At 70.5% G+C, this 19,902-nt stretch carries 17 protein-coding genes, 1 other RNA gene and 1 pseudogene; 9 read left to right on the top strand and 10 right to left on the bottom strand.

The genetic code is table 11. The features are described 5' to 3' along the window. Positions 1-17: 17 nt before the first annotated feature. The 3 genes from ACIHFD_RS01285 to ACIHFD_RS01275 form a co-directional block, all read right to left on the bottom strand. Positions 18-938: an RNA polymerase sigma-70 factor gene (locus ACIHFD_RS01285; protein WP_397365068.1), complete on the bottom strand. Its 921-nt coding sequence runs from the start codon at positions 936-938 to the stop codon at positions 18-20. Beyond that, positions 935-2,107, bottom strand: coding sequence for an NAD(P)/FAD-dependent oxidoreductase (locus ACIHFD_RS01280; RefSeq protein WP_397365067.1), 1,173 nt, complete (start codon positions 2,105-2,107; stop codon positions 935-937). The genes ACIHFD_RS01285 and ACIHFD_RS01280 overlap by 4 nt, the downstream gene beginning before the upstream one ends. Positions 2,108-2,264: 157 nt before the next feature. Continuing rightward, a complete protein-coding gene (locus ACIHFD_RS01275; protein WP_397365066.1) occupies positions 2,265-2,987 on the bottom strand; it encodes a VOC family protein in 723 nt (240 codons plus the stop codon). Between the two features lie 289 nt (positions 2,988-3,276). On the opposite strand from ACIHFD_RS01275, the gene ACIHFD_RS01270 reads away from it, so the two are divergent. Together ACIHFD_RS01270 and ACIHFD_RS01265 are read left to right on the top strand one after the other, a co-directional pair. Next, complete coding sequence (locus ACIHFD_RS01270) at positions 3,277-3,681, top strand: ankyrin repeat domain-containing protein (protein ID WP_363966003.1); 405 nt, start codon at positions 3,277-3,279, stop codon at positions 3,679-3,681. 214 nt (positions 3,682-3,895) lie between these two features. After that, complete coding sequence (locus tag ACIHFD_RS01265; protein ID WP_397365065.1) at positions 3,896-4,123, top strand: hypothetical protein; 228 nt, start codon at positions 3,896-3,898, stop codon at positions 4,121-4,123. Between the two features lie 723 nt (positions 4,124-4,846). On the opposite strand, the gene rnpB is transcribed toward ACIHFD_RS01265, so the two are convergent. From rnpB to ACIHFD_RS01245, 4 genes are all read right to left on the bottom strand, one after another. After that, positions 4,847-5,234: RNase P RNA component class A (gene rnpB, locus ACIHFD_RS01260), an RNA gene on the bottom strand. A gap of 36 nt (positions 5,235-5,270) precedes the next feature. Continuing rightward, a complete protein-coding gene (locus ACIHFD_RS01255; RefSeq protein WP_397365064.1) occupies positions 5,271-6,578 on the bottom strand; it encodes a bifunctional RNase H/acid phosphatase in 1,308 nt (435 codons plus the stop codon). Then, positions 6,575-7,315 carry a zinc ribbon domain-containing protein gene (locus tag ACIHFD_RS01250; RefSeq protein ID WP_397365063.1) on the bottom strand — a complete coding sequence of 247 codons (741 nt, stop codon included), beginning with the start codon at positions 7,313-7,315 and terminating at the stop codon, positions 6,575-6,577. The genes ACIHFD_RS01255 and ACIHFD_RS01250 overlap by 4 nt, the downstream gene beginning before the upstream one ends. A gap of 2 nt (positions 7,316-7,317) precedes the next feature. Continuing rightward, positions 7,318-8,118 carry a Nif3-like dinuclear metal center hexameric protein gene (locus ACIHFD_RS01245; RefSeq protein WP_363966012.1) on the bottom strand — a complete coding sequence of 267 codons (801 nt, stop codon included), beginning with the start codon at positions 8,116-8,118 and terminating at the stop codon, positions 7,318-7,320. A gap of 94 nt (positions 8,119-8,212) precedes the next feature. On the opposite strand from ACIHFD_RS01245, the gene ACIHFD_RS01240 reads away from it, so the two are divergent. From ACIHFD_RS01240 to ACIHFD_RS01210, 7 genes and pseudogenes are all read left to right on the top strand, one after another. Then, positions 8,213-9,658, top strand: coding sequence for a flavin-containing monooxygenase (locus tag ACIHFD_RS01240; RefSeq protein WP_397365062.1), 1,446 nt, complete (start codon positions 8,213-8,215; stop codon positions 9,656-9,658). A 190-nt stretch (positions 9,659-9,848) separates the two neighbouring features. Next, on the top strand, positions 9,849-10,586 hold the full coding sequence (locus ACIHFD_RS01235) for a GNAT family N-acetyltransferase (RefSeq protein ID WP_397365061.1): 738 nt from the start codon (positions 9,849-9,851) through the stop codon (positions 10,584-10,586). 66 nt (positions 10,587-10,652) lie between these two features. Continuing rightward, positions 10,653-12,083, top strand: coding sequence for an Nramp family divalent metal transporter (locus ACIHFD_RS01230; protein ID WP_397365060.1), 1,431 nt, complete (start codon positions 10,653-10,655; stop codon positions 12,081-12,083). A gap of 65 nt (positions 12,084-12,148) precedes the next feature. Further along, a pseudogene (locus ACIHFD_RS01225) lies at positions 12,149-13,042 on the top strand (alcohol dehydrogenase catalytic domain-containing protein); the annotation flags it as partial. A gap of 12 nt (positions 13,043-13,054) precedes the next feature. Further along, the gene (locus ACIHFD_RS01220; RefSeq protein ID WP_397365456.1) at positions 13,055-13,948 is read left to right on the top strand and encodes an NADP-dependent oxidoreductase; all 894 of its coding nucleotides are present in this window, start codon (positions 13,055-13,057) and stop codon (positions 13,946-13,948) included. Positions 13,949-13,965: 17 nt separating this feature from the next. Continuing rightward, positions 13,966-14,934: a helix-turn-helix transcriptional regulator gene (locus ACIHFD_RS01215; protein WP_397365059.1), complete on the top strand. Its 969-nt coding sequence runs from the start codon at positions 13,966-13,968 to the stop codon at positions 14,932-14,934. Between the two features lie 35 nt (positions 14,935-14,969). Continuing rightward, a complete protein-coding gene (locus tag ACIHFD_RS01210) occupies positions 14,970-16,091 on the top strand; it encodes a C45 family autoproteolytic acyltransferase/hydolase (RefSeq protein ID WP_397365058.1) in 1,122 nt (373 codons plus the stop codon). Here ACIHFD_RS01210 and ACIHFD_RS01205 read toward each other — a convergent pair. The 3 genes from ACIHFD_RS01205 to ACIHFD_RS01195 all read right to left on the bottom strand — a co-directional run bounded on the left by ACIHFD_RS01205 (position 16,073) and on the right by ACIHFD_RS01195 (position 19,808). Next, entirely contained in the window at positions 16,073-17,560 is a 1,488-nt protein-coding gene (locus ACIHFD_RS01205) for an AMP-binding protein (RefSeq protein ID WP_397365057.1), read from the bottom strand. The genes ACIHFD_RS01210 and ACIHFD_RS01205 overlap by 19 nt on opposite strands. 68 nt (positions 17,561-17,628) lie before the next feature. Next, positions 17,629-18,645 (bottom strand): acyl-CoA dehydrogenase family protein, encoded by a 1,017-nt coding sequence (locus ACIHFD_RS01200; RefSeq protein WP_397365056.1) that lies wholly within the window; start codon positions 18,643-18,645, stop codon positions 17,629-17,631. Further along, a complete protein-coding gene (locus ACIHFD_RS01195) occupies positions 18,642-19,808 on the bottom strand; it encodes an acyl-CoA dehydrogenase family protein (RefSeq protein WP_397365055.1) in 1,167 nt (388 codons plus the stop codon). The genes ACIHFD_RS01200 and ACIHFD_RS01195 overlap by 4 nt, the downstream gene beginning before the upstream one ends. Between the last annotated feature and the right edge of the window lie 94 nt (positions 19,809-19,902).

The raw sequence follows: 19,902 nt of genomic DNA, 5'->3' as shown, positions 1-19,902 counted from the left end.
CCCGCGCGCGCGAGGTCTCAGGGGGTACGGACGTCGCGCGTGGTGCCGTCCGCGATGGCCTGGAGTTTGTCCGGGTTGGCGATGTTGTGGATGGTGAAGATGCGGCCCTCGGCGTCGAAATCGAACGTGACGGTGGCGATCACCCGGCCCAGGCCGCTGAACACCACGCCCGGGCCGCCGTTGATCTCGACCAGTGCGGCGTTCATGTCGGCGGGCTCGACGCCCTGGTAGGTGACCTCACCGATGGCGGCGAACCAGGCGGCCACCGTCTCCGCGCCCACCACCGGCCGCAGCGCCTGGCGAACCTTGCCGCCGCCGTCGGTCCAGAGGGTGACGTCCGGGGACAGCAGTTCCATGAGGGTGTTGATGTCGCCGCCGGTCGCGGCGGCGAGGAAGCGTTCGGTGACGTCGCGTTGCCGCGACCGGTCCGCGGTGAACCGGGGCCGCCGGGCCCGTACGTGCTCGCGAGCACGGTGCGCGGCCTGGCGCACCGCGGACTCGGAGCGCTCCACCGCCTCCGCGATCTCGGCGTGGCTGAAGCCGAAGACCTCCTTCAGCACGAAGACCGCGCGTTCGAGCGGGCTCAGGGTCTCCAGCACCACCAGCATCGCCGTCGACACCGACTCGGCGTTCGTCACGTCGTCGGCGGTGTCGCCGCTGGTCAGGATCGGCTCCGGAAGCCACGGCCCGACGTAGGTCTCGCGCTGGTGCTGCGTGGAGCGCAGCCGTTGCAGCGCCAGGTTCGACACGATCCGCGCCAGATAGGCCTTGGGGTCGGCCACCTGCGAACGGTCGGCGGCCGACCATTTGATCCAGGCCTCCTGGACCGCGTCTTCTGCGTCCGCCACGGTGCCGAGGATGCGGTAGGCCACGGAGAACAGCAGGTTGCGATGCTGGTTGAAGACCTGCTGGTCGCGATCGGAGTACGGCTGAGTCACCGCACGCCCCTGGTGAAGCGGCCGCCGCGGGGCCAGAACGCGCCCGAGGCGGGCAGCTTCTTCATGCGGCCATAGGTCGGCCAGGGCGAGGCGGTCACCGTCTCCTTATACCGTGCCGCCGTCCGGCCGGTGAGATAGACCCGTCGGGGGCTGTCGTCGGGGTGGGTGAACTGGACGACGGCATCGTGTCGCCCCAGGCTCACCGGCGTGTGGTAGTAGCCGAAACGGAACGGCTTGGGCCGCCTGCCGTCCAGCGTGCGGACGATCGACACCGCGGCGTGCACACCGGTCGGCATGCCGCCCTGGCAGGTGCCGTGCATGACGCCGTACCCCTGCCGGATCGCGGCCGCGTCGCCCACGGCGTACACGTCCGGGTGCGACACCGACCGCAGCGCGGCATCGGTGACGACCCGGCCACGCTCGTCGACGGTCAGACCGGCCGCGGCCGCCAGCGGCGACACTCGAGTACCGCTCGTCCACAGCACGACGTCGGCGGCGACGAGCTCCCCGCCCGCCAGCTCCACCGCGTCCGGCAGCACCTTCACCACCTCGGCCCCGCTGAGCACCCGGACGCCCAGGCGCGCGAGCGCGGCCTGCAGATACGCCCTCGGCTTGGGGCTCATGGCCGCGCCGGGCTCCTGCCGGCCCAGCAGCACGACGTCCAGCTCCGGGTACTGCTCGGCGATCTCCGCGGCCGACTCGACGCCGGTCAGCCCGCTGCCGCCGACCACGACCGTGCCACGGCCCAGCCGAGCCAGCCGATCGGCCAGCAGCTCGGCGTCCTGCGCGCTGTTGAGCGTGTACGCGTGATCCTCCACGCCCGGCACCGCCGACGTGTCGGCCACGCTGCCCAGCCCGTACACCAGCGTGTCGTAGTGCAGCACCCGGTCGTCGTCGATCCGTACGAGCTTCGCGTCCGCGTCCACCGCCGTCACCCAGCCCCGCACGAACCGCGCGCCCGTGCCCTCCAGCAGCTCCGGGATGCTCAGCTCGGCGACCCGCTGCCCGGTCGCCGACATGTGCAGCCGCAGCCGCTCGGTGAAGCGCTCCTGCGCGTTCACCAGGGTCACCTGCACGTCCTCGCGCCGCGTACCCCGAGCCGCGAGCTGGATCGCCGCGGCCATCCCCGCGTACCCCGCCCCCAGAATCAGAACCCGATGTTTGGTCATCTTTGCGCCCTTCTCCTCGCACTGACGACCACGTGATGCAAGCTGCTCGCCGATACGTGACACGAGCCAGGTATGACGTGCGCCACACCCCGCCTCACGAACGGACTACGGAGACTTTCGCTTGGTCAGCGGCCACGAGAGGGCGCGAACGACGGCGCTATCGCGGGCTCAGAACACAGAACTCATGGCCATCAGGATCGGCCATGACCACCCAGTCGACCTCGCCCTGACCGATGTCGACGCGCGTCGCCCCGAGGGTGATGAGCCGCTCGACCTCCGCTTGCTGATCACCGTCGGCGGGCGGAGCGAGGTCGAAATGCAGCCGGTACTTCCCGGTCTTCGGGTCCAGCGGCGGACCACCCCAGGTGATCTTCGGGCCGCCCTGCGGCGAGCGGATCGCGGTCTCCTGGTCCTGATCCCAGACCAGCGGCCAGCCCAGCGCCTCGCTCCAGAAGTAGCCGACCTGCTGCGAGCCGTCGCACGCGAGCGCCCCGACGAATCCGCATTCGGCGAGGAAGTTGTTGCCCGGCTCGATCACGCAGAACTCGTTGCCTTCGGGGTCCGCGAGCACGACATGCTCATCCTCCGGACCTTGACCGACGTCGATGTGCCGGCCGCCGAGCTTGAGCGCCCTCGCCACCGTCTCCTGCTGGCCCTCGAGTGACTTGCTCGTCAGATCGAAGTGCATCTGGTTCTGGCTGATCTTCTGCGCCTGGGACGGCAGGAACCGGATCCGGAACCCGGTGTCATCGCTCGGCAGGAGCGCGATGCCGTCACGAGGGTCGTCGGCCAGCTCCCAATCCAGGACGCCGGCCCAGAAGCGCGCGAGACGGAGCGGGTCGTGTGCGTCGAAGCAGAGCGCGTGGAGGCGACAAGCCATTCCGCTCCGCACCTCCGATCTGCTGATTCAAAGCCGCAGAAAGGGCACGTCCGCCGCACCCATGGAGAAAATAACGTCCTGCACACGGGCCCCGCCACGCATTTTCTTCCGCGCCCGTCGCCCCACCACGGAGCGGCGGATCGCGCGCAACATCGTTTGAACTGCAGAAACACTATGGTCGCTAGTGGTGCGATATGCCCTGGAAGTGCCCTGCGAGGAGGCGCGGTTCTGCCCCGGCCACGTGCCCGGTGCCAGGGCCGTGATGGAGTCTTCTGCTTTGATCCCAGCCATGGAATATGAAGCGGCAGCCTACGAGCCGATGACTCCGGCGCATCATGCGGTCGAGCACAGCGACCTGGCGGAGCTGACTCGGTTACTCGACGCCGGCACCGATCCAAATGAGGTGTGGTCCAACATGACCTTGCTCTTGCATGCGATCGACGTGGAAGCCGATGGAGCAGCCCAGACCGGGCAGTCACTGGACGCTGCATGTACCGCTGTGCTTTTGGCCTATGGCGCTGATCCCGAACGTCCGGGCCCTGACGGGGACGTCCCGCAGCTCTTCGCCTTCCACTACGGTCACGGACCGGCCGTTCGGCTGCTTGAGGCTCATATCGCTCGTCTTCACGGCGGCACGGTGCCGATCCTCTGTCCCGAGCTTCCTCCGGCGGAACCACGTCCGTGGCCAATGTGAACCTGCGACTTCTTGCCCCCAAAGCAGCCCTCGCGATCGGGAGGAGTGGTCTTTGCCGAAGTCGATGGACTGGCTAGTGTGCCGCACTGTGCACTGACGGGCCGGAGAATGCCTTCCCGATGTCACTCAGTTCGTCGCTGAGGCGTGGAACCAGAGCGGAACTGAGGATCTGTGCTGAGATGTGGTGAGACCGGACCGGACGAAGGGATCCTCCATGGGCGATCGGGGCACGAGCTATTCGATCTGCGAGGGTCAGGCAGGTGTCGCCTATCTGAAAGGTCGAGCGACAGAGACGCACATTTGTTGGACGGGTGGCGATGCCGCCGAACTCATTGATGAGGTGGCGGCAGGCATCTCGGAAGACACGTACCTGCGCGTGGTCCACTTGAATGGCGAAATCAGCTACGAGGCCATGCACCCTAAAGTCCAAGAAACCCTGTAGAAGTCTTACGCTCGTCAAGCGACGTCCTGCTCATTGGCCTGCGGTAACACCCTGAACCACCAACCTCGGTGCACCCCTTGCCTGTCCATCCCGTCCGCCATCGACCCACCACGGAGCGGCAGCGGGACGGATGGATGCCTACCCCAAGCCATTCCCATAACCCACATATGTTCGGGCGCCATCCCGGAGCCGGAGCGCCCCCGCCTGCACATCCCCATGTGCAGACGGGAACCGGCGGCTGTTCCCAGTCCAGCCCGGCGCCTGCTGAGCGGAATCGTACTGTCGCGTGGCGCGGGCCCGTTCGACTCGTCCGCGCCAGCCGTCCGGCGTCGTTCTCAGCCGGCCGCCGGGAGGGTCAGCGGGAGGCGGGGGCGTGCCGTGACGGCGGTGCGTGCGGCCCGGTCGACGTGTTGTTCCGTACGGCCCTGCGTGACAACCTGATCCGCAGCGATTACGTCAAAGCGAAGATCTGGAAGCCCTCCATTACGGCGGCGGGCCTGCTTCCTGACACGACCTGCGTCACACCTTCGCCAGTACGCCTCCGGCGTCCCCATTTCGGAGGTCTCCAGGTGGCTCGGTCATGAGTCGATTGCCACCACCGTGGATCTGTACGGTCACCTCGTACCGGAAGCGTCCGGTAGAGCCAGAGAAGCGCTGGACAGGGCGTTTGGCGCCCCTGACCCTTGGGCATCCCCGTTCCCTCCCAGGTCAGAGAGGGATTGGGTGACGAGTCGGCCTGTAGGCCGGGTTCTGTCCTTCGTGAGAAGGGGCGACCATCCATCTAGGGCCGCCGTTGCCGGCGGCCTCGAGCGGTCTACCCGCGCGGCTCGGGCGGGCAGCCCTCGAACGTCGCGCGCGGGACGCTCCGGAGAGCGTCCCTTCTTGACCTTGCTCCGGGTGGGGTTTACCTAGCCGCCCACGTCACCGTGGGCGCTGGTGGTCTCTTACACCACCCTTTCACCCTTACCTCCCGTCAACCGGGAGGCGGTCTGCTTTCTGTGGCACTGTCCCGCGGGTCACCCCGGGTCGGTGTTACCGACCACCCTGCCCTGTGGAGCCCGGACCTTCCTCGGCGGGCCGGATGGCCCGACGCGGTCGCCCGGCCGACTCGTCTGCAGCACTTTACCAAGCTCCGCGGCGTTCCCGGTCAACGGCGCAGGTGTGAGGTGTCGTTGAACGACTTCACCACGGCCGGGCCGTCCGCGTAGTACTCGATCAGCGACAGGCAGGCCACGTCGAGGTGCATACGATAGAGGGACTCCAGCGGGGCCATCAGGGCCAGCCGCAGCAGCATCTTGATGGGTGTGACGTGGGAGACCGCGAGGACGGTCTTGCCCTCGTAGCGCTCCACCAGCCGCTCCCCCGCCGCCTGGACGCGGCGGGCGACCGTGGCGAAGCTCTCGCCGCCGGGCGGCGCGGTCTCCGGGTCGGCGAGCCAGGTGGAGAGCTCGGCGGGCCAGCGGCGCTGGACCTCCGTGAACGTGTGGCCCTCCCAGTCGCCGAAATCGAGCTCCCTGAGGTCCTCGTCCACCTCGACGTCGAGCCCGGTCCGCCGGGCGACCGCCTCCGCGGTCTGCCTGGCGCGCTTGAGCGGCGAGCTGACGATCACATCCAGCCGGTACGGCTCGCGCGACAGCCGTTCGGCGGCCGCCGCGGCCTGGGCCAGGCCGTTGGCCGTGAGCTCGGCATCGCCCCTGCCCGAGAACCTGCGCTCCACGGACAGCGCGGTCTCGCCGTGCCTGAGCAGGAGCAAGGACGTGGCCACGCGGGTGGGCGGGGCCCAGCCGGTGCCCTTGGCGGGCGCCTTGGCCGTACGTTGCTGGGCCGCGGCGGTGGAGGCGGTTGGGGCGGAGATTTCGGAGATGGTGCCCGTGGGGCCGATAGCACCTATGTCGAGGAGGTCTGTCTGCTGGGCGATGGCAGGCGGTGTGGTGGTGGGCGCCGTGGTGCGGGCCGTGGAGGGCTCTCCAACTCCCGCTGCGGTCGGGGGCTCTTCCTGGAGCTCCGGTTGGGTGGTGCCGCCGGCCTTCCAGGTCAGGCCTTTGGCGGCCGCGTCCATGGCCTCGTTGGCCAGGCGGTCGGCGTGCTTGTTGCGCTCGCGGGGGATCCAGGTCCACTCCGTCACCCGCAGCCGCCTGACCAGGGATCCGGCTTCCATCGCGAGCGGCCGCAGCCCCTCGTTCTTGATCTTCCAGCGGCCCGCCATCTGCTCGATGACCAGCTTCGAGTCCATCCGGACGGCCACCGGCGCGCCCTCGCCGCCGAGCCGGAGCACGGCCTGCAGGCCGGCGATCAGGCCGCGGTATTCGGCGACGTTGTTGGTCGTGACGCCGATGGCCTCGGCCGCCTCCGCCAGCACCTGGCCGTCGGAGGCGTCCATGACCACCGCGCCATAGCCGGCGGGCCCCGGGTTGCCGCGGGATCCGCCGTCCGCCTCGATGACGTAGGAGGTCACAGGCCTGACTCTGCCGTACGTACGAGGATGCGCCGGCACTCCTCACAACGGAGGACGTCGTCGTGGGGCGCGGCCTTGATGCGGTTCATCTCGGCGATGGACAGGGCCACCTTGCACCCCTGGCACCGGCCGCCCCGCAGCATCGCGGCGCCCACGCCGTACTGGTCCTTGAGCTTCTCGTAGAGCGCCAGCAGGTCGGCGGGAATCTCGCCGGAGACGCCGCCCCGGCGGCCCTGGACCTCCGAAGCCTCCTTGTCGATCCCCTGGAGCCCCTCGTCGCGGCGGGCCTCGGCGGTGGACAGGGCGGTGGCGAGCTCGTCACGCTGCGCGATCAGGTCGGTGACCTTGGTGTCGGCGGCCTCCCTGCGCTCCATGATCTCCAGCACGATCTCTTCCAGGTCGCCCTGGCGCTTGTGCAGCGAGGCGATCTCGGACTGCAGGCTGGAAAGGTCGCGCGGCGAGGTCACGGCGCCGGAGTCGAGGCGCTTCTGGTCACGGTCGGCACGCGTGCGCACGGCGTCGACGTCGCTCTCCGCCTTGGCCTGCTCGCGGGCCAGGTCGCCCGCCTCGGTCTCGGCCTCGATCACCTGGGTGGCGACCTTGGCGAACAACTTCGACCGCTCGTCGATCTCGGCCAGCTCGGGCAGGGTGCGGCGGCGGTGGGCCAGCCGATCAATCACGGAGTCGAGCTCTGCCAGGTCGAGCAGTCTCTTCTGTGCCTCAGGGGCTGCTTTCATGATCAATATCCTTTTGTCCAAGCATCGGTGACCGTGGCGGAGACGCGCGTTTCAACGGTAACGCCACTGGAGTGCAGGATGGACGCCGCGCTGTCCAGCCAGGGCCACTCGGTCGCCCAGTGCGCGGCGTCGATGAGCGCGGGCCCGCCCGACTCCACGAACTCACTCGCCGGATGATGCCGCAGATCCGCCGTCAGGAACACATCGACCTCGGCCGCCTTGGCCGTGCCGAGCAGGGAGTCGCCGGCGCCGCCGCTGACCGCGACGCGGGTGACGGGCCGGTCGAGGTCGCCTGCCACGCGGATCCCCCAGGACGTACGGGGCAGGCCCTTGGACGCCTGCGCCGCGAAGTCGCCCAGCGTCATCGCCGAGGGCAGCTCGCCGATGCGGCCCAGACCCCGCCACGGGTCGTCCGGGAACGGCTGGAGCGGCACCAGGTCGCCCACCAGGCCCACGACCCTGGCCAGGGCGTCCGACACGCCGGGGTTGGCCACGTCGGCGTTCGTGTGGGCGGTGTAAAGCGATATGTCGTTCTTTATCAGGGTGTGGATCAGGCGGCCCTTCGGCGTGGTCGCGGCCACGCTGGTGGTGCCGCGCAAGTACAGGGGGTGATGGGTGACGATCAGGTCGGCCCGCCACTCCAGGGCCTCCTCGGCCACGGCCGCCACCGGGTCGACCGCGAACAGCACCCGGCGCACCTCCTGCGCCGGATCCCCGCAGACCAGCCCCACGGCGTCCCACGACTCGGCCCGGGCGGGCGGGTAGGCCGCCTCGAGCACCTCGATCACGTTCTTCAACGACACAGCAGCCACCTGCGCAGACTATCGGCACGGGAGAGGGTGTCGGTGGAACGGCGTTCGGCGTAATGTAAGTGAATCCTGACCTGCGGAGGGCGGCATGTCACCAAGCGTCGCGATCGTCGGAGCGGGGTTCGGCGGGCTGTGCATGGCGATCCGGCTCGAACGGGCCGGGATCCGCTCGTACACGGTCTTCGAGAGGGCGGACGACCTCGGGGGCACCTGGCGCGACAACAGCTATCCCGGGGCGGGGTGCGACATTCCCTCGCATCTTTACTCGTACTCATTCGAGAAGTACGCGAGCTGGACCCGCCGTTACCCAGAACAGCCCGAAATTCTTGGATATCTTGAACATTGCGCCGATAAATACGACGTCAGGCGAAAAATCCGGTTCGGCGCGGAAGTCCAGCACGCCGATTTCGACGGCACCAGGTGGCAGGTGACGAGCGGCGACCGCACCGAGCCGTTCGACCTGGTCGTCACCGGCGCGGGCCAGCTCAACCGCCCCCACCTACCAGATATTCCGGGAATGCCGGACTTCGGGGGCGTCTCCTTCCACTCCGCCCGCTGGAACCACACCCACGACCTCACCGGCCGCCGCGTCGCCGTGATCGGGAACGGGTCGTCGGCGGCCCAGCTCATCCCGCGCATCGCGGAGCAGGTCGAGCGCCTGTACGTCTTCCAGCGCACCCCGAACTGGGTCATCCCCAAGCCGGACACCACCTTCGGACCGCTGGCCAGGCTGGGGTTCCACTACGTCCCCGGCCTCCAGCGCGCCTACCGCGAGTGGCTCTACCGGTACGCCGAGGCCACCCTCTATCCCGCGCTCGCCCAGGGCTGGAGCGCGGACCTGCTCAGGAAACGCGCCCTGCGGCACCTGCACGACCAGGTGCCCGACCCGGCGCTGCGGGCCAAGCTCACGCCCGACTACCCGCCGGGCTGCAAGCGGGTCGTCATCGACAGCGCCTTCTATCCCGCGCTGACCAGGCCCAACGTCGACGTGGTGACGGACAGGATCGTACGGATCAAGCCCACGGGCGTCGAGACCACCGAGGGCCCGCACGAGGTGGACACGATCGTCTACGCCACCGGCTTCCGGACCACCGAGTTCCTGGCCCCGATGGAGATCACCGGGCGCGACGGCCGCACGCTGGAGGAGCAGTGGAAGGGAGGGCCCGAGGCGTACCTGGGGATCTCCGTGCCGAACTTCCCCAACCTCTTCCTCCTGTACGGCCCCAACACCAACCTCGGCCACAACTCCATCGTCTTCATGATCGAGTGCCAGGTGGAGCACATCATGTCCTGCCTGCCGTACCTGTCCGCCAACGGGCCGATCGAGGTGCGGCCCGAGGTGATGGCGGCCTGGCGCGGGCAGCTCGACGCGGCGATGGCGCGAATGGTGTGGGGCGGCGGCTGCCGGAGCTGGTACAAGACGGCCGAGGGCCGCGTGACGAACAACTGGCCGGGCCCCACCACCCTCTACCGCCGCCTCACCGCCAGACCCCCGGCCCCCGCCTACCGCCCCGTCGGCCTGAGGACGCCGTAGCCGCAACAGTGCGGGCCCGGATCTGCGGGCCCGGATCCGAGGCCCCGGGTCCCCGCCGACGCCTGACGCCGAGCACGCGGTACCGCGGAGCGCGCCGCGCCGTGGGACGACGATCCGCCGGCGATCCCGGCGGCGATCCCGCCGGGGACGTCCGGCGGGGGCGTGCGTAAATGGAGGGGTGAACGGTGGTGTGAAGATCAGGGAGTTGCGGGAGATCGACGAGTTCGAGGAGGTCTACCGGCTCTTCGACGACATCTGGCACCCGGCGCCGCACAACCCGCCCGTGACGATAGAGCTGATGATCGGGTTCGCGCACACGGGCAACTACGTGGCGGGCGCGTACGACGAGGGCGGCACGCTCGTGGGCGCCTCGGTCGGGTTCAGAGCGGCGGAGCGGACGCTGCACTCGCACGTGACCGGCGCGGTCATCGGCAGGGGCATCGGCCACGCGCTCAAGTCGCACCAGCGCGAGTGGTGCCTGGGTCAGGGGCTGGAGCGGATCACCTGGACGTTCGACCCCCTCGTACGCAGGAACGCGCGGTTCAACCTGATCAAGCTGGGCGCCATGCCGGAGGAGTACCTGGAGGACTTCTACGGGAAGATGGCCGACGCGATCAACGAGGGTGACGCGTCCGACCGGCTGCTGGCCGCGTGGCGCCTCACAGAAACGGCGAAACCCGGCGAACCGCCCGCCGCCGAGGCGCTCCTGTCGGACGAGGGCGGATGGCCTGTGGCCAAGGAGGCGCGGGGCGGCACGGTGCTCGTGGGGACGCCGGCGGACGTCGAGCGGCTGCGGCGCGAGAACCCGGCGGCGGCCGGGGCGTGGCGGCTGGCCGTGCGTGACGCGCTCGGCCGGCTCATGAAAGCGGGCTGGCGTGTCGTGGGTTTCACCGAACGCGGAGAATACGTGGTCAAGCAGGTTAACTAGGTATTCCACCAGAGTTTGCGGTCTCTGTAATGTGGCGGCTAGGCAACGCTTAGCAAGGAGATTCGCATGGCGGAGTTCACCCCGACCGTTCCCGCGCGAGTCCTACCGTCCGTCACCGTCCGCGACCTGCCCGACCCTCCCCGATCGACCTGGCGCATCATCGGCCCGGGGCTGGTCGGCGCGGGTGTGGGGCTGGCGTCGGGCGAATTCATTCTCTGGCCGTACATCGCCTCCCAAGTCGGGCTCATCTTCGTCTGGGGAGCCGCGATCGGCATCATCACGCAGTGGTTCCTGAACATGGAGATCGAGCGTTACACGCTGGCCACCGGCGAGACCGCGCTCACCGGCTTCAGCCGGATGTGGAAACACTGGGGCCTGGTCTTCGTGGTGATGACGCTCTGCTCGAACCTCTGGCCCGGCTGGGTCACCACGTCCGCGACGATGGTGACGTACCTGACCGGGTCGGGCGCGGGCAGCGTGCGGTGGATCGCGATCGGCATGCTCGTCGTGATCGCGCTCGGCCTGACGCTGGCGCCGGTGATCTACACCGTGCTCGAACGGGTCATCTTCGTGAAGATCATCCTGGTGGCCACGCTGATCCTGGTCGCCGTCCTGTTCGCGATCAACGCCGAGAGCTGGGTCCAACTGGGCAAGGGCCTGACCGTCGGCGCCCGGATCCCGGTGCCGCCGCTGGAGTTCTCGCTGCTGATGGGCGCCATCGCCTACGCCGGCGCGGGCGGCGGCCAGAACCTCTGCCAGAGCAACTGGATCCGCGACAAGGGCTTCGGCATGGGCCAGTACGTGCCGCGCCTGGTCAGCCCGGTGACCGGCCAGGAGGAGGCGGCCGCCTCGACCGGCTTCCAGTTCGCGCCCACCAAGGAGAACCTGGCGCGCTGGCGGCAGTGGTGGCGCTTCGCGAACATCGAGCAGGCCTGGACCTTCGCCGTGGTGTCGTTCCTGACGATCGCGTTCATGTCGATGCTGGCCTACTCCACCGTGTTCGGCCGCGAGGGGCTGGCCAACGGCATCCAGTTCCTCAAGGTCGAGGGCGAGGTGCTGCAGGAGGTCGTCGGGCCGTGGTTCGGCGTGCTGTTCTGGGTGATCGGGGCGCTGGCGCTGTTCGCCTCCGCCATGGGCATCGTCGACTACACCTCGCGGCTGGCCTCCGACACGATCAAGACGGTCTACCTGCGTGACAAGCCCGTCTCGGTGAACCGCGTCTACTTCTACACCGTCTGGGCGATGGCGCTGATCGGGATCGCCTTCCTGCTGGCGGGCTTCGACCAGCCGCTCATCCTGCTGGTGCTCTCGGCGTGCTTCGCGGCCGTGATGATGTTCGTGTACTCGATCCTGCTGATCATCCTCAACCGGCGGTCGCTGCCCGAGCCCATCAAGGTGCGCTCGTACCGGCTCGGCGCGCTGATCTGGTCGGTGGCGTTCTTCGGCACGCTGACCGTGATGGTCCTCATTCAGCAGGCGGACAAGCTGTTCGGCTGATCGTCAGGGAGTGACCTGCCCCGGAATTTGACCTCAACCTCGCTTGAGGTTACAGACTCGGCCGCATGAACGTGATCGAGGTGACGAGGTTCGGCGGTCCCGAGGTGCTGGAGGTCCGGCAGGCGCCGGAGCCGGAGGCCGGCCCGGGGCAGGTGCTCATCGGCGTGTCGGTGGTGGACGTGATGTCGCTCGACGCGCAGCTGCGGTCCGGGTGGGGACGGGAGTGGTTCCCCGGCGAGCCACCGTTCGTGCCCGGCACCGGCGTGGCCGGCCGGGTGCTGTCGGTGGGCGACGGAGTGGACGGCGCGTGGACGGGGCGGCGGGTGGCCGCGCTCCTGCCCGGCGGCGGCGCGTACGCCGAGCGGGTCGTGGCCGACGTCGAGACGGTGGTCGCGGTGCCCGACGAGGTGCCCCTGTGGCGGGCGGCCGCGCTGATCCAGGTCGGGCCCGCGGCCCTGAGCCTGGTCGAGGCGGCCGAGCTGAAGCCGGGGACGCGGGTGCTGGTCACGGGGGCCGGTGGTGCGCTGGGGCTGCCGATCGTGGGGCTGGCGAGTGCGGCGGGGACGCAGGTGACGGCCGCCGCCCACGGCGCGGCGAAGCGGGCCGCGGCGCTGGGCATGGGCGCGGCGGAGGCCGTCGGCTACGACGAGCTCGGCGGGCCCTTCGACGTGGTGTTCGACGGGGTCGGCGGGGAGGTCGGCGGCGCCGCGTACGAGCTGGTCGAGCCCGGCGGCACGTTCTTCGCCTACGGCGTGCCCAGCGGCTCGACCGCCCGGATCGAGCCCGGGGCCGCGCGGGTGGTGGGCATGGAGCAGGTCCAGTTCGCCCCGGACGAGTTCCGGCGGCTGGCCGGGCGGGCCCTGGAGCACGACATCCTGACGACCGTCGTGGGGCTGGCCGTGCCGCTGGAACGCGCGCACGAGGCCCACGCCGCCCTGGGGAGCCGCGAGCTGGTCGGCAAGGCGGTCCTGCTGGTCACCGCCCAGGCCGCCCGCTACCGCGCCCACGGCGGTCCGGAGGTGCTGGCTCTGGAGGAGATCCCGCTCCCCCAGCCCGGCCCGGGACAGGTGCGGATCGCGGTCCGGGCGGCCGGGGTCAACCCCATCGACTGGAAAATCCGCCGCGGCCTCATGGGCGCGCCCCTCGGCGAGCCTCAGGGCACCGGGCTCGAACTGGCCGGGACGATCGACGCCCTCGGCCCCGGGGTGACCGGCTGGCGGCTGGGCGACCCGGTGTTCGGGCAGGTCGAGGGAGGCGCCGCCGCCACGCACACGATCGCGGACGCGGGCCTGCTGGCGGCCAAGCCGGACGATCTGACGTACGAGGAGGCCGCCGCGCTGCCCGTCGCCGTCGAGACGGCCCGGCGCGCGCTGGACGGGCTGGGCCTGGAAAAGGGCCAGACGCTGCTGATCCACGCGGTCGCGGGCGGCGTCGGGCTGGCCGCCGCGCAGCTCGCCCTCGCCGCTGGCGCCCGGGTCGTCGGCACGGCCGGCGAGCGCCACCACGCCTTCCTGCGCGGCCTCGGCGTCCACCCGGTCACCTACGGGGAAGGCCTGGAGGAGCGGCTGCCCGGCCCCGTCGACCGGGTGCTGGACGCCTCCGGCAGAGGCGAGCTGGAGCTGTCGGTGAAGCTGGCCGGCGACCCCGCCAACGTGATCACCATCGCCGACCGGGCCGGCGCGGCCGAGCTCGGCGTGCGCTTCTCGTCCGGCGGCGCGAAGGGGCCGGTGGACCACCGGAACGTACGGATCCCCATCGCGGAGGCGTTCCCCCTGGAGCGGATCGCCGACGCGCACCGGCTCAGCGAGGACGGCCACTTCCTGGGCAAGATCGTGGTGAACACGGAAGGGACCTTGCCGCGATAGCGCGGCACACTGGTCTCATGCTGGAAACCTCGGCCCGCCTGCTGAAGCTCCTGTCCCTGCTCCAAGCCCGCCGGGACTGGACCGGCCCCGAGCTGTCGTCCCGGCTCGGGGTCTCCACCAGGACGATCCGCAACGACGTCGAGCGCCTGCGCACGCTGGGCTACCCCGTGCACGCCACGCCCGGGGTCGCGGGCGGCTACCGGCTGGGCGCCGGGGCCGCGCTCCCGCCGCTGCTGCTCGACGACGAGGAGGCCGTCGCGGTGGCGGTCGGGCTCGGCCGGGCGGCCGGGGGCGGCGTCGAGGGCATCGAGGAGACCTCCGTGCGGGCCCTGGCCAAGCTGGAGCAGGTGCTCCCGTCCCGGCTGCGCCGCCGGGTGAACGCGCTCAACACCTACACCGTGCAAATACCGGGGCAAATACCGGGCGATGTGCCCGCCGTACCCCCCGAGGTGCTGACCACGATCGCGAACGCGGCCCGCGACCACGAGCGGCTGCGCTTCGACTACACCGGCCACGACGGCGCGACGGCCGTGCGGAACGTGGAGCCGCTCCGCCTGGCGCACCGGCGCGGCCGCTGGTACCTCGTGGGGTACGACGTCGAGCGGCAGGGCTGGCGCACGTTCCGGGTGGACCGGGTGCGCCCGCGCACCCCGGCCGGGCCCAGGTTCACCCCGCGCGAGCCTCCGGAGGGCGGCGACGTGGCGGCGTACGTGGAGAAGGGCGTCAACACGGCGACGTGGCGCCACCGGGGCACGGTGCTGGCGCACGCCCCGGCCGACCGGCTGCCCCGCCTGCCGCTGGGGCTGGAGGTGGAGCCGGTGGACGAGGCCACCTGCCTGGTCAGGCTGGGCGGCGACGACCCGGACAGCATGGCCAGGTGGATCGGGTTGATAGGCGTGGACTTCGAGGTGCTCGACCCGCCCGAGCTGGCCGAGGCCGTGCTGAGGCTCTCCGAGCGCTACCGGCGGGCGGTCAGCGAACGGTAGGGCTCCGGTCAGCGGGCGGCCCCAGGCTCGGCGGCATGAAGAACATGACGCGGGTGGCGGGCGGCAAGGACGATTTCCAGCTCGTGCACCACCTCACGCTCACGGGCAGCCAGTTCGAGATCGGCAGGGCGCTCACCGAGGAGGCCCGCCGGCTGGGCTGGGCCCCCATGCCGGCCGACCCGGCGGTGAACCGGGCCCGCAGGACGTGGTTCGAGCGGCACTGGCCGCAGCACCACGCCCGTATGGACGGCGCGGCGGCGGTCCTCGGCCTCGACCCCGACCAGGATGATCTGGCCCTCGACGGGCTGAACTACGTCCCCGAGGGCACCGGCTGCTCGGCCCTGTGGATCCCGCCGTCGGCCGCCGCGGACGGCCACGGCCGGGTGGGCCGCAACTACGACTTCTTCCCGATGACCAGCAGCGAGGTGATGGGCACCGCGCCCAGGCCGGGCGAGCTGCCGATGGCCTCGCGCCCCTACGTGATCACGACGGTGCCCGACGAAGGGCTGGCCTCCACCGTGATCACCATGTCGGACCTCGACGGCTGCATGGACGGCATCAACTCGGCCGGCCTGGCGGTCGTGCTGCTGGTGGCCGACTTCGAGCGCGCCGCGCCGCCGGAGCACGTCGCGCCGCAGGTCGGGGTGGGGAGCGTGCAGCTGCCCAGGTTCCTGGTCGACACCTGTGAGAACGTGGAGCAGGCCAAGCAGGCGCTCCTGGGCGCCAAGCAGTACGACCACGGCACCTCCCTGCACTACCTGGTGACCGACGCCCACGGGCAGGCGTTCGTGTGGGAGCGCGGCAGGGACGGTAGCGAGCACATCGTCCAGCTCGGCGACGGCCCGCTCTGCGTCACCAACCACCTGCTGCACCGCCACCCCGATCCGATGAACCTGCCCGAGGACACCCCGGGCAGCTTCCGGACGTACGAGCGGCTGCGCACGCTGTACGAGCGCAGCAAGGGCGCCGCCGTGTCACCGCGGGAGCTGCGCGACCACCTGCGCGCGGTCCGGCAGGCCGAGGACCCGGCCCTGCCGTTCCGCACGTTGTGGACGACCGTCTTCGACACCGCCGCCCGCACCCTGTCGGCCCGCTTCTACCTGGGAGACGGCCGGAGCTACAGCGAGGAGCTGGTCTTTCACCCCTCCGACAGGTAGTCCTCGCGCACCTTGGAGCGCGACAGCTTGCCCGTGGGCGTGCGCGGCAGCAGGGAGCGGTATTCGATCTCCTTCGGGTGCTTGAACCTGGCGATGCGCGGCCCGCAGTGCTCCAGCAGCTCGGCGGTGAGTCCGGGGCCGGGCGTGACCCCTTCGGCGGGCTGGACGAGGGCCACCACGTGGTGGCCCCACTCCTCGTCCGGCACCCCGATGACGGCCACGTCCGCCACCGCCGGGTGCTCGAGCAGGGCGGCCTCGATCTCGGCGGGGTAGATGTTGACCCCGCCGGAGACGATCAGGTCGGTCCGCCGGTCGCACAGGAACAGGTAGCCGTCCTCGTCCAGGTAGCCGATGTCGCCCGGCGAGTACCACTCCCCCAGCATGCTGGCGGCCGTCTTCGCCGGGTCCTTGCGGTACTCGAACGTGCCCATGGCCGACTTGACGTAGATCAGGCCGGGCTCGCCGGCCGGCAGCTCGGCGCCGTCCTCGTCCACGATCTTGGCCTCGAACGTGGGCACCGGCCGCCCCACCGTGCCGGGCCTGGCCAGCCAGTCGTGCGGCTTGACCGCGAACGCGATCGTCGACTCGGTGGAGCCGTAGTACTCGTACAGCACCGGCCCCCACCAGTCCATGATCTGCTGCTTGACCGCGACGGGGCAGGCGGCGGCGGTGTGGATGACCTGGCGCAGGCTCGACACGTCGTACTTGCCCCTGACCTCCTCCGGCAGCTGCAGCATGCGGTGGAACATGGTCGGCACCATCATCGCGTTGGTGACCTGGTATCGCTCGACGAGCTCAAGGATCGTCACCGGCTCGAACTTGGGCGCGACGACCACGGTGTGCCCGAGGTGCAGCGCGAACTGGGTGTGCGCGCACGGCGCCGAGTGGTACATCGGCGAGGTCACCAGATGGACGTCGTCGCCCGGCCTGAGGTCCACCACCTCGCCGAGGAACCACTGGTAGGCGGGCACCATCTGCTCGGGCGCGACGCCCGGCAGTGGCCGCTGCACGCCCTTGGGGAAGCCGGTGGTGCCGGAGGTGTACCACATGACCGCCCCGGACGTCCGCTCGCCGGGCGCGTCGGAGGGCTGCCCTTCGGCCAGCCCCGCCGTGCCGATCTCCCCACCGGGTACGGCGTGGTCGGGCCCGGTGACCACGACCTTGGCGTCGCAGTCGGCCAGGATGTACGCCACCTCGGACGCCGTCAGGTGCCAGTTGATCGGCACGTAGTAGAGCCCGATCTGCGCGGTCGCCATGACCATGACGATGGCGTCGATGCCGTTGGGCAGCACGCCCGCCACCACGTCGCCGGTGCCGAGCCCGCGGGCCCTGAGACCGTGCGACACCTGGTTGACCCGGGCGAGCAGCTCGCCGTAGGACGTCCTCGTGCCGTCGGAGTCGATCACCGCGAGGCGGTCGGGGTCGGCGGCGGCGATGGCGTAGAAGCCGGGCAACTGGCTGACATCCATTTCCGCGTCTGATTGCCGAGCTGCACTCGGAGTGCTGTGATGGATGTCCTCGCTGCGCTGCGGATCCATCACAGCTCCAGCAGCTGCGCGAGGCGGGCGCGGTGGATGCGGGGCGGGCCGAGCAGCACCTCGTCCGCCTTGGCCCGCTTGTAGAACAGATGCGCGTCGTGCTCCCAGGTGAAACCGATGCCGCCGTACAGCAGCAGGTGGTCGCGGGCCACCTCGAAGCAGGCGCGGCCGACGTACGCCTGGGCGAGGGCGGCGGCGCCGGGCAGTTCCTCCGGCGACTCGTCGGCGGCCCAGGCGGCGTACCTGACGATGGACTCGGCCTGTTCGAGCTTGCAGTGCATGTCGGCCAGCTTGTGCTTGACACCCTGGTAGGAGCCGATGTATCGGCCGAAGGTGACGCGGATCTTGGCGTAGGCCACGATGGCGTCCAGCGCCGCCCGCATCACGCCGAGCTGCTCGGCCGCCAGCGCCACGCACAGCCGGTCGCCGACCTCCGGCGCCGGCCCCAGCACGCGGGCGGGGGCGCCCTCCAGGACCACCCGCGCCTGGCCGCGCGTCAGGTCGAGCGTCTCCAGCGGGGTCCTGGTGACGCCGGGTCCGGCCAGCTCGACGGCGACCAGGAGCTCGCCGTCGCCGCCGCGCGCGGGTGCCACCAGCACGTCGGCCTCCATACCGCTGAGCACCTGCGCCAGCGTGCCGCGCACGGCCCCGCCGTCGAGGTCGACGGGGGCCTGGGCGAGCGTGGCCGTGGTGCGCCCCTCCGCGACGGCGGCGAGCAGCTCCTTGTCAGGGGTGCGGGTCAGGGCGATCGCGGCGAACGCGGTGGCCAGGAACGGCCCGGGCAGCAGGGCCGCGCCCGTCTCCTCCAGCGCGACCGCCAGTTCGGCCAGGCCCGCGCCCGCGCCGCCGTACTCCTCCGGAATGATCAGGCCCGCCAGGCCCAGCTCGCCGTTGAGCCTGGCGTACACCTGCGGGTCGTAGCCGTGCCGCGCCTTGGACAGCGGCGAGGCGGCGCCCAGGAAGGCGCGTACGGCCTCGCGCAGCTGCCGCTGCTCCTCATCGAGTATGAGCTTCACCCCTGCGTCCCCACCTTCAGGTCCTTGAACGGCACGGTCTTGTCCATCCGGGGCTCCGGCGGCAGGTTGAGCACGCGGTCGCCCACGATGTTACGCATGATCTCGTTGGTGCCGCCGCCCAGCGACATGGCCGGGGCCATCGAGATCGCCTGCGCGAGCGGGGAGTCGCCCAGGACGGCCTCCGGGCCGGCGAGCCGCGTGGCCAGGTCGGCCTGGAACATGGTCAGCTCGGCCAGCAGCAGCTTGGCGGCGCTGCCCCGGGCGCCGGGGAAGATCCCCGCCTCGGTCTCCTGGGCCAGCCGCTGGTTGAACAGCGCCAGGGCGCGGCTGCGGATGTGCAGCTCGACCAGCTCGTCGCGGACCAGCGGGTCGCCGGTGTCGACCACCCGGCGCAACGCCTCCAGCGAGGTCGGGTCCTCCTTCTGACCGCTCATGCCCACGCCCGCCGAGATCGACAGCCGCTCGTGCAGCAGGGTCGTGACGGCCACGCTCCAGCCGTCGTTGACCTCGCCGACGCGGTGCTCGTCGGGGATGGGGACGTCGTCGAAGAAGATCTCGTTGAAGTTGGACCTGCCGGTCATGTCCTTCAGCGGCCTGACCGTGACCCCGGGGTGGTGCATGTCCACCACGAACATGGTCAGCCCCTTGTGCTTGGGCACCTCCACGTCGGTGCGGGCCAGCAGCAGCCCCCAGTCGGCGTGGTGGGCGACCGAGGTCCACACCTTCTGGCCGTTGACGATCCAGTGGTCGCCGTCGCGCTCGGCCCTCGTCTGCAGGCTGGCCACGTCGCTGCCCGCGCCCGGCTCGGAGAAGAGCTGGCACCAGATCTCCTCGCCGCGCAGCAGCGGCCGGACGAACCGCTCGCGCTGGGCGTCGGTGCCCCGGTCGACCAGCGTGGGCCCGGTCATGCCGAGGCCGATCGAGAAGACGTACGTGGGGAGGGTGAAACCGCGGGCCTCGGCGGCGAACGCGCGCTCCTCCGCCTGCGTCAGCCCCTGTCCGCCCCACTGCCGCGGCCACGTGATGCCGGAGTAGCCGGCGTCGTGGAGCTTGGCCATGAATTCCTTGGCCCGGGCGATCGGGTCTCCCCCGGGCCGGTCGTCCGCCTGGACGTTCTCCTGCAGCCAGGTCCTGGCGGACCGCCGATAGTCAGCAAGGTTCACTTCGACTCCTTGGCATCAGTGCTCACTTACTCTAGTCAGGCGACCGGATGCCGCATAGAGCACTGTTCTGCAGGTCTTTTGGCGTGATTTGTCA

Source organism: Nonomuraea sp. NPDC051941 (genome assembly GCF_044593615.1).
Note: the sequence above shows the minus strand (reverse complement) of the source record. Positions and strands in the feature narration are given on the sequence as shown.

Bases quoted from the DNA above. Each gene is read 5' to 3' on its own strand.
- ACIHFD_RS01280 (WP_397365067.1), bottom strand. From the start codon at position 2,107: ATGACCAAACATCGGGTTCTGATTCTGGGGGCGGGGTACGCGGGGATG.
- ACIHFD_RS01275 (WP_397365066.1), bottom strand. From the start codon at position 2,987: ATGGCTTGTCGCCTCCACGCGCTCTGCTTCGACGCACACGACCCGCTC.
- ACIHFD_RS01270 (WP_363966003.1), top strand. From the start codon at position 3,277: ATGGAATATGAAGCGGCAGCCTACGAGCCGATGACTCCGGCGCATCAT.
- ACIHFD_RS01265 (WP_397365065.1), top strand. From the start codon at position 3,896: ATGGGCGATCGGGGCACGAGCTATTCGATCTGCGAGGGTCAGGCAGGT.
- ACIHFD_RS01250 (WP_397365063.1), bottom strand. From the start codon at position 7,315: ATGAAAGCAGCCCCTGAGGCACAGAAGAGACTGCTCGACCTGGCAGAG.
- ACIHFD_RS01240 (WP_397365062.1), top strand. From the start codon at position 8,213: ATGTCACCAAGCGTCGCGATCGTCGGAGCGGGGTTCGGCGGGCTGTGC.
- ACIHFD_RS01230 (WP_397365060.1), top strand. From the start codon at position 10,653: ATGGCGGAGTTCACCCCGACCGTTCCCGCGCGAGTCCTACCGTCCGTC.
- ACIHFD_RS01215 (WP_397365059.1), top strand. From the start codon at position 13,966: ATGCTGGAAACCTCGGCCCGCCTGCTGAAGCTCCTGTCCCTGCTCCAA.
- ACIHFD_RS01210 (WP_397365058.1), top strand. From the start codon at position 14,970: ATGAAGAACATGACGCGGGTGGCGGGCGGCAAGGACGATTTCCAGCTC.
- ACIHFD_RS01205 (WP_397365057.1), bottom strand. From the start codon at position 17,560: ATGGATGTCAGCCAGTTGCCCGGCTTCTACGCCATCGCCGCCGCCGAC.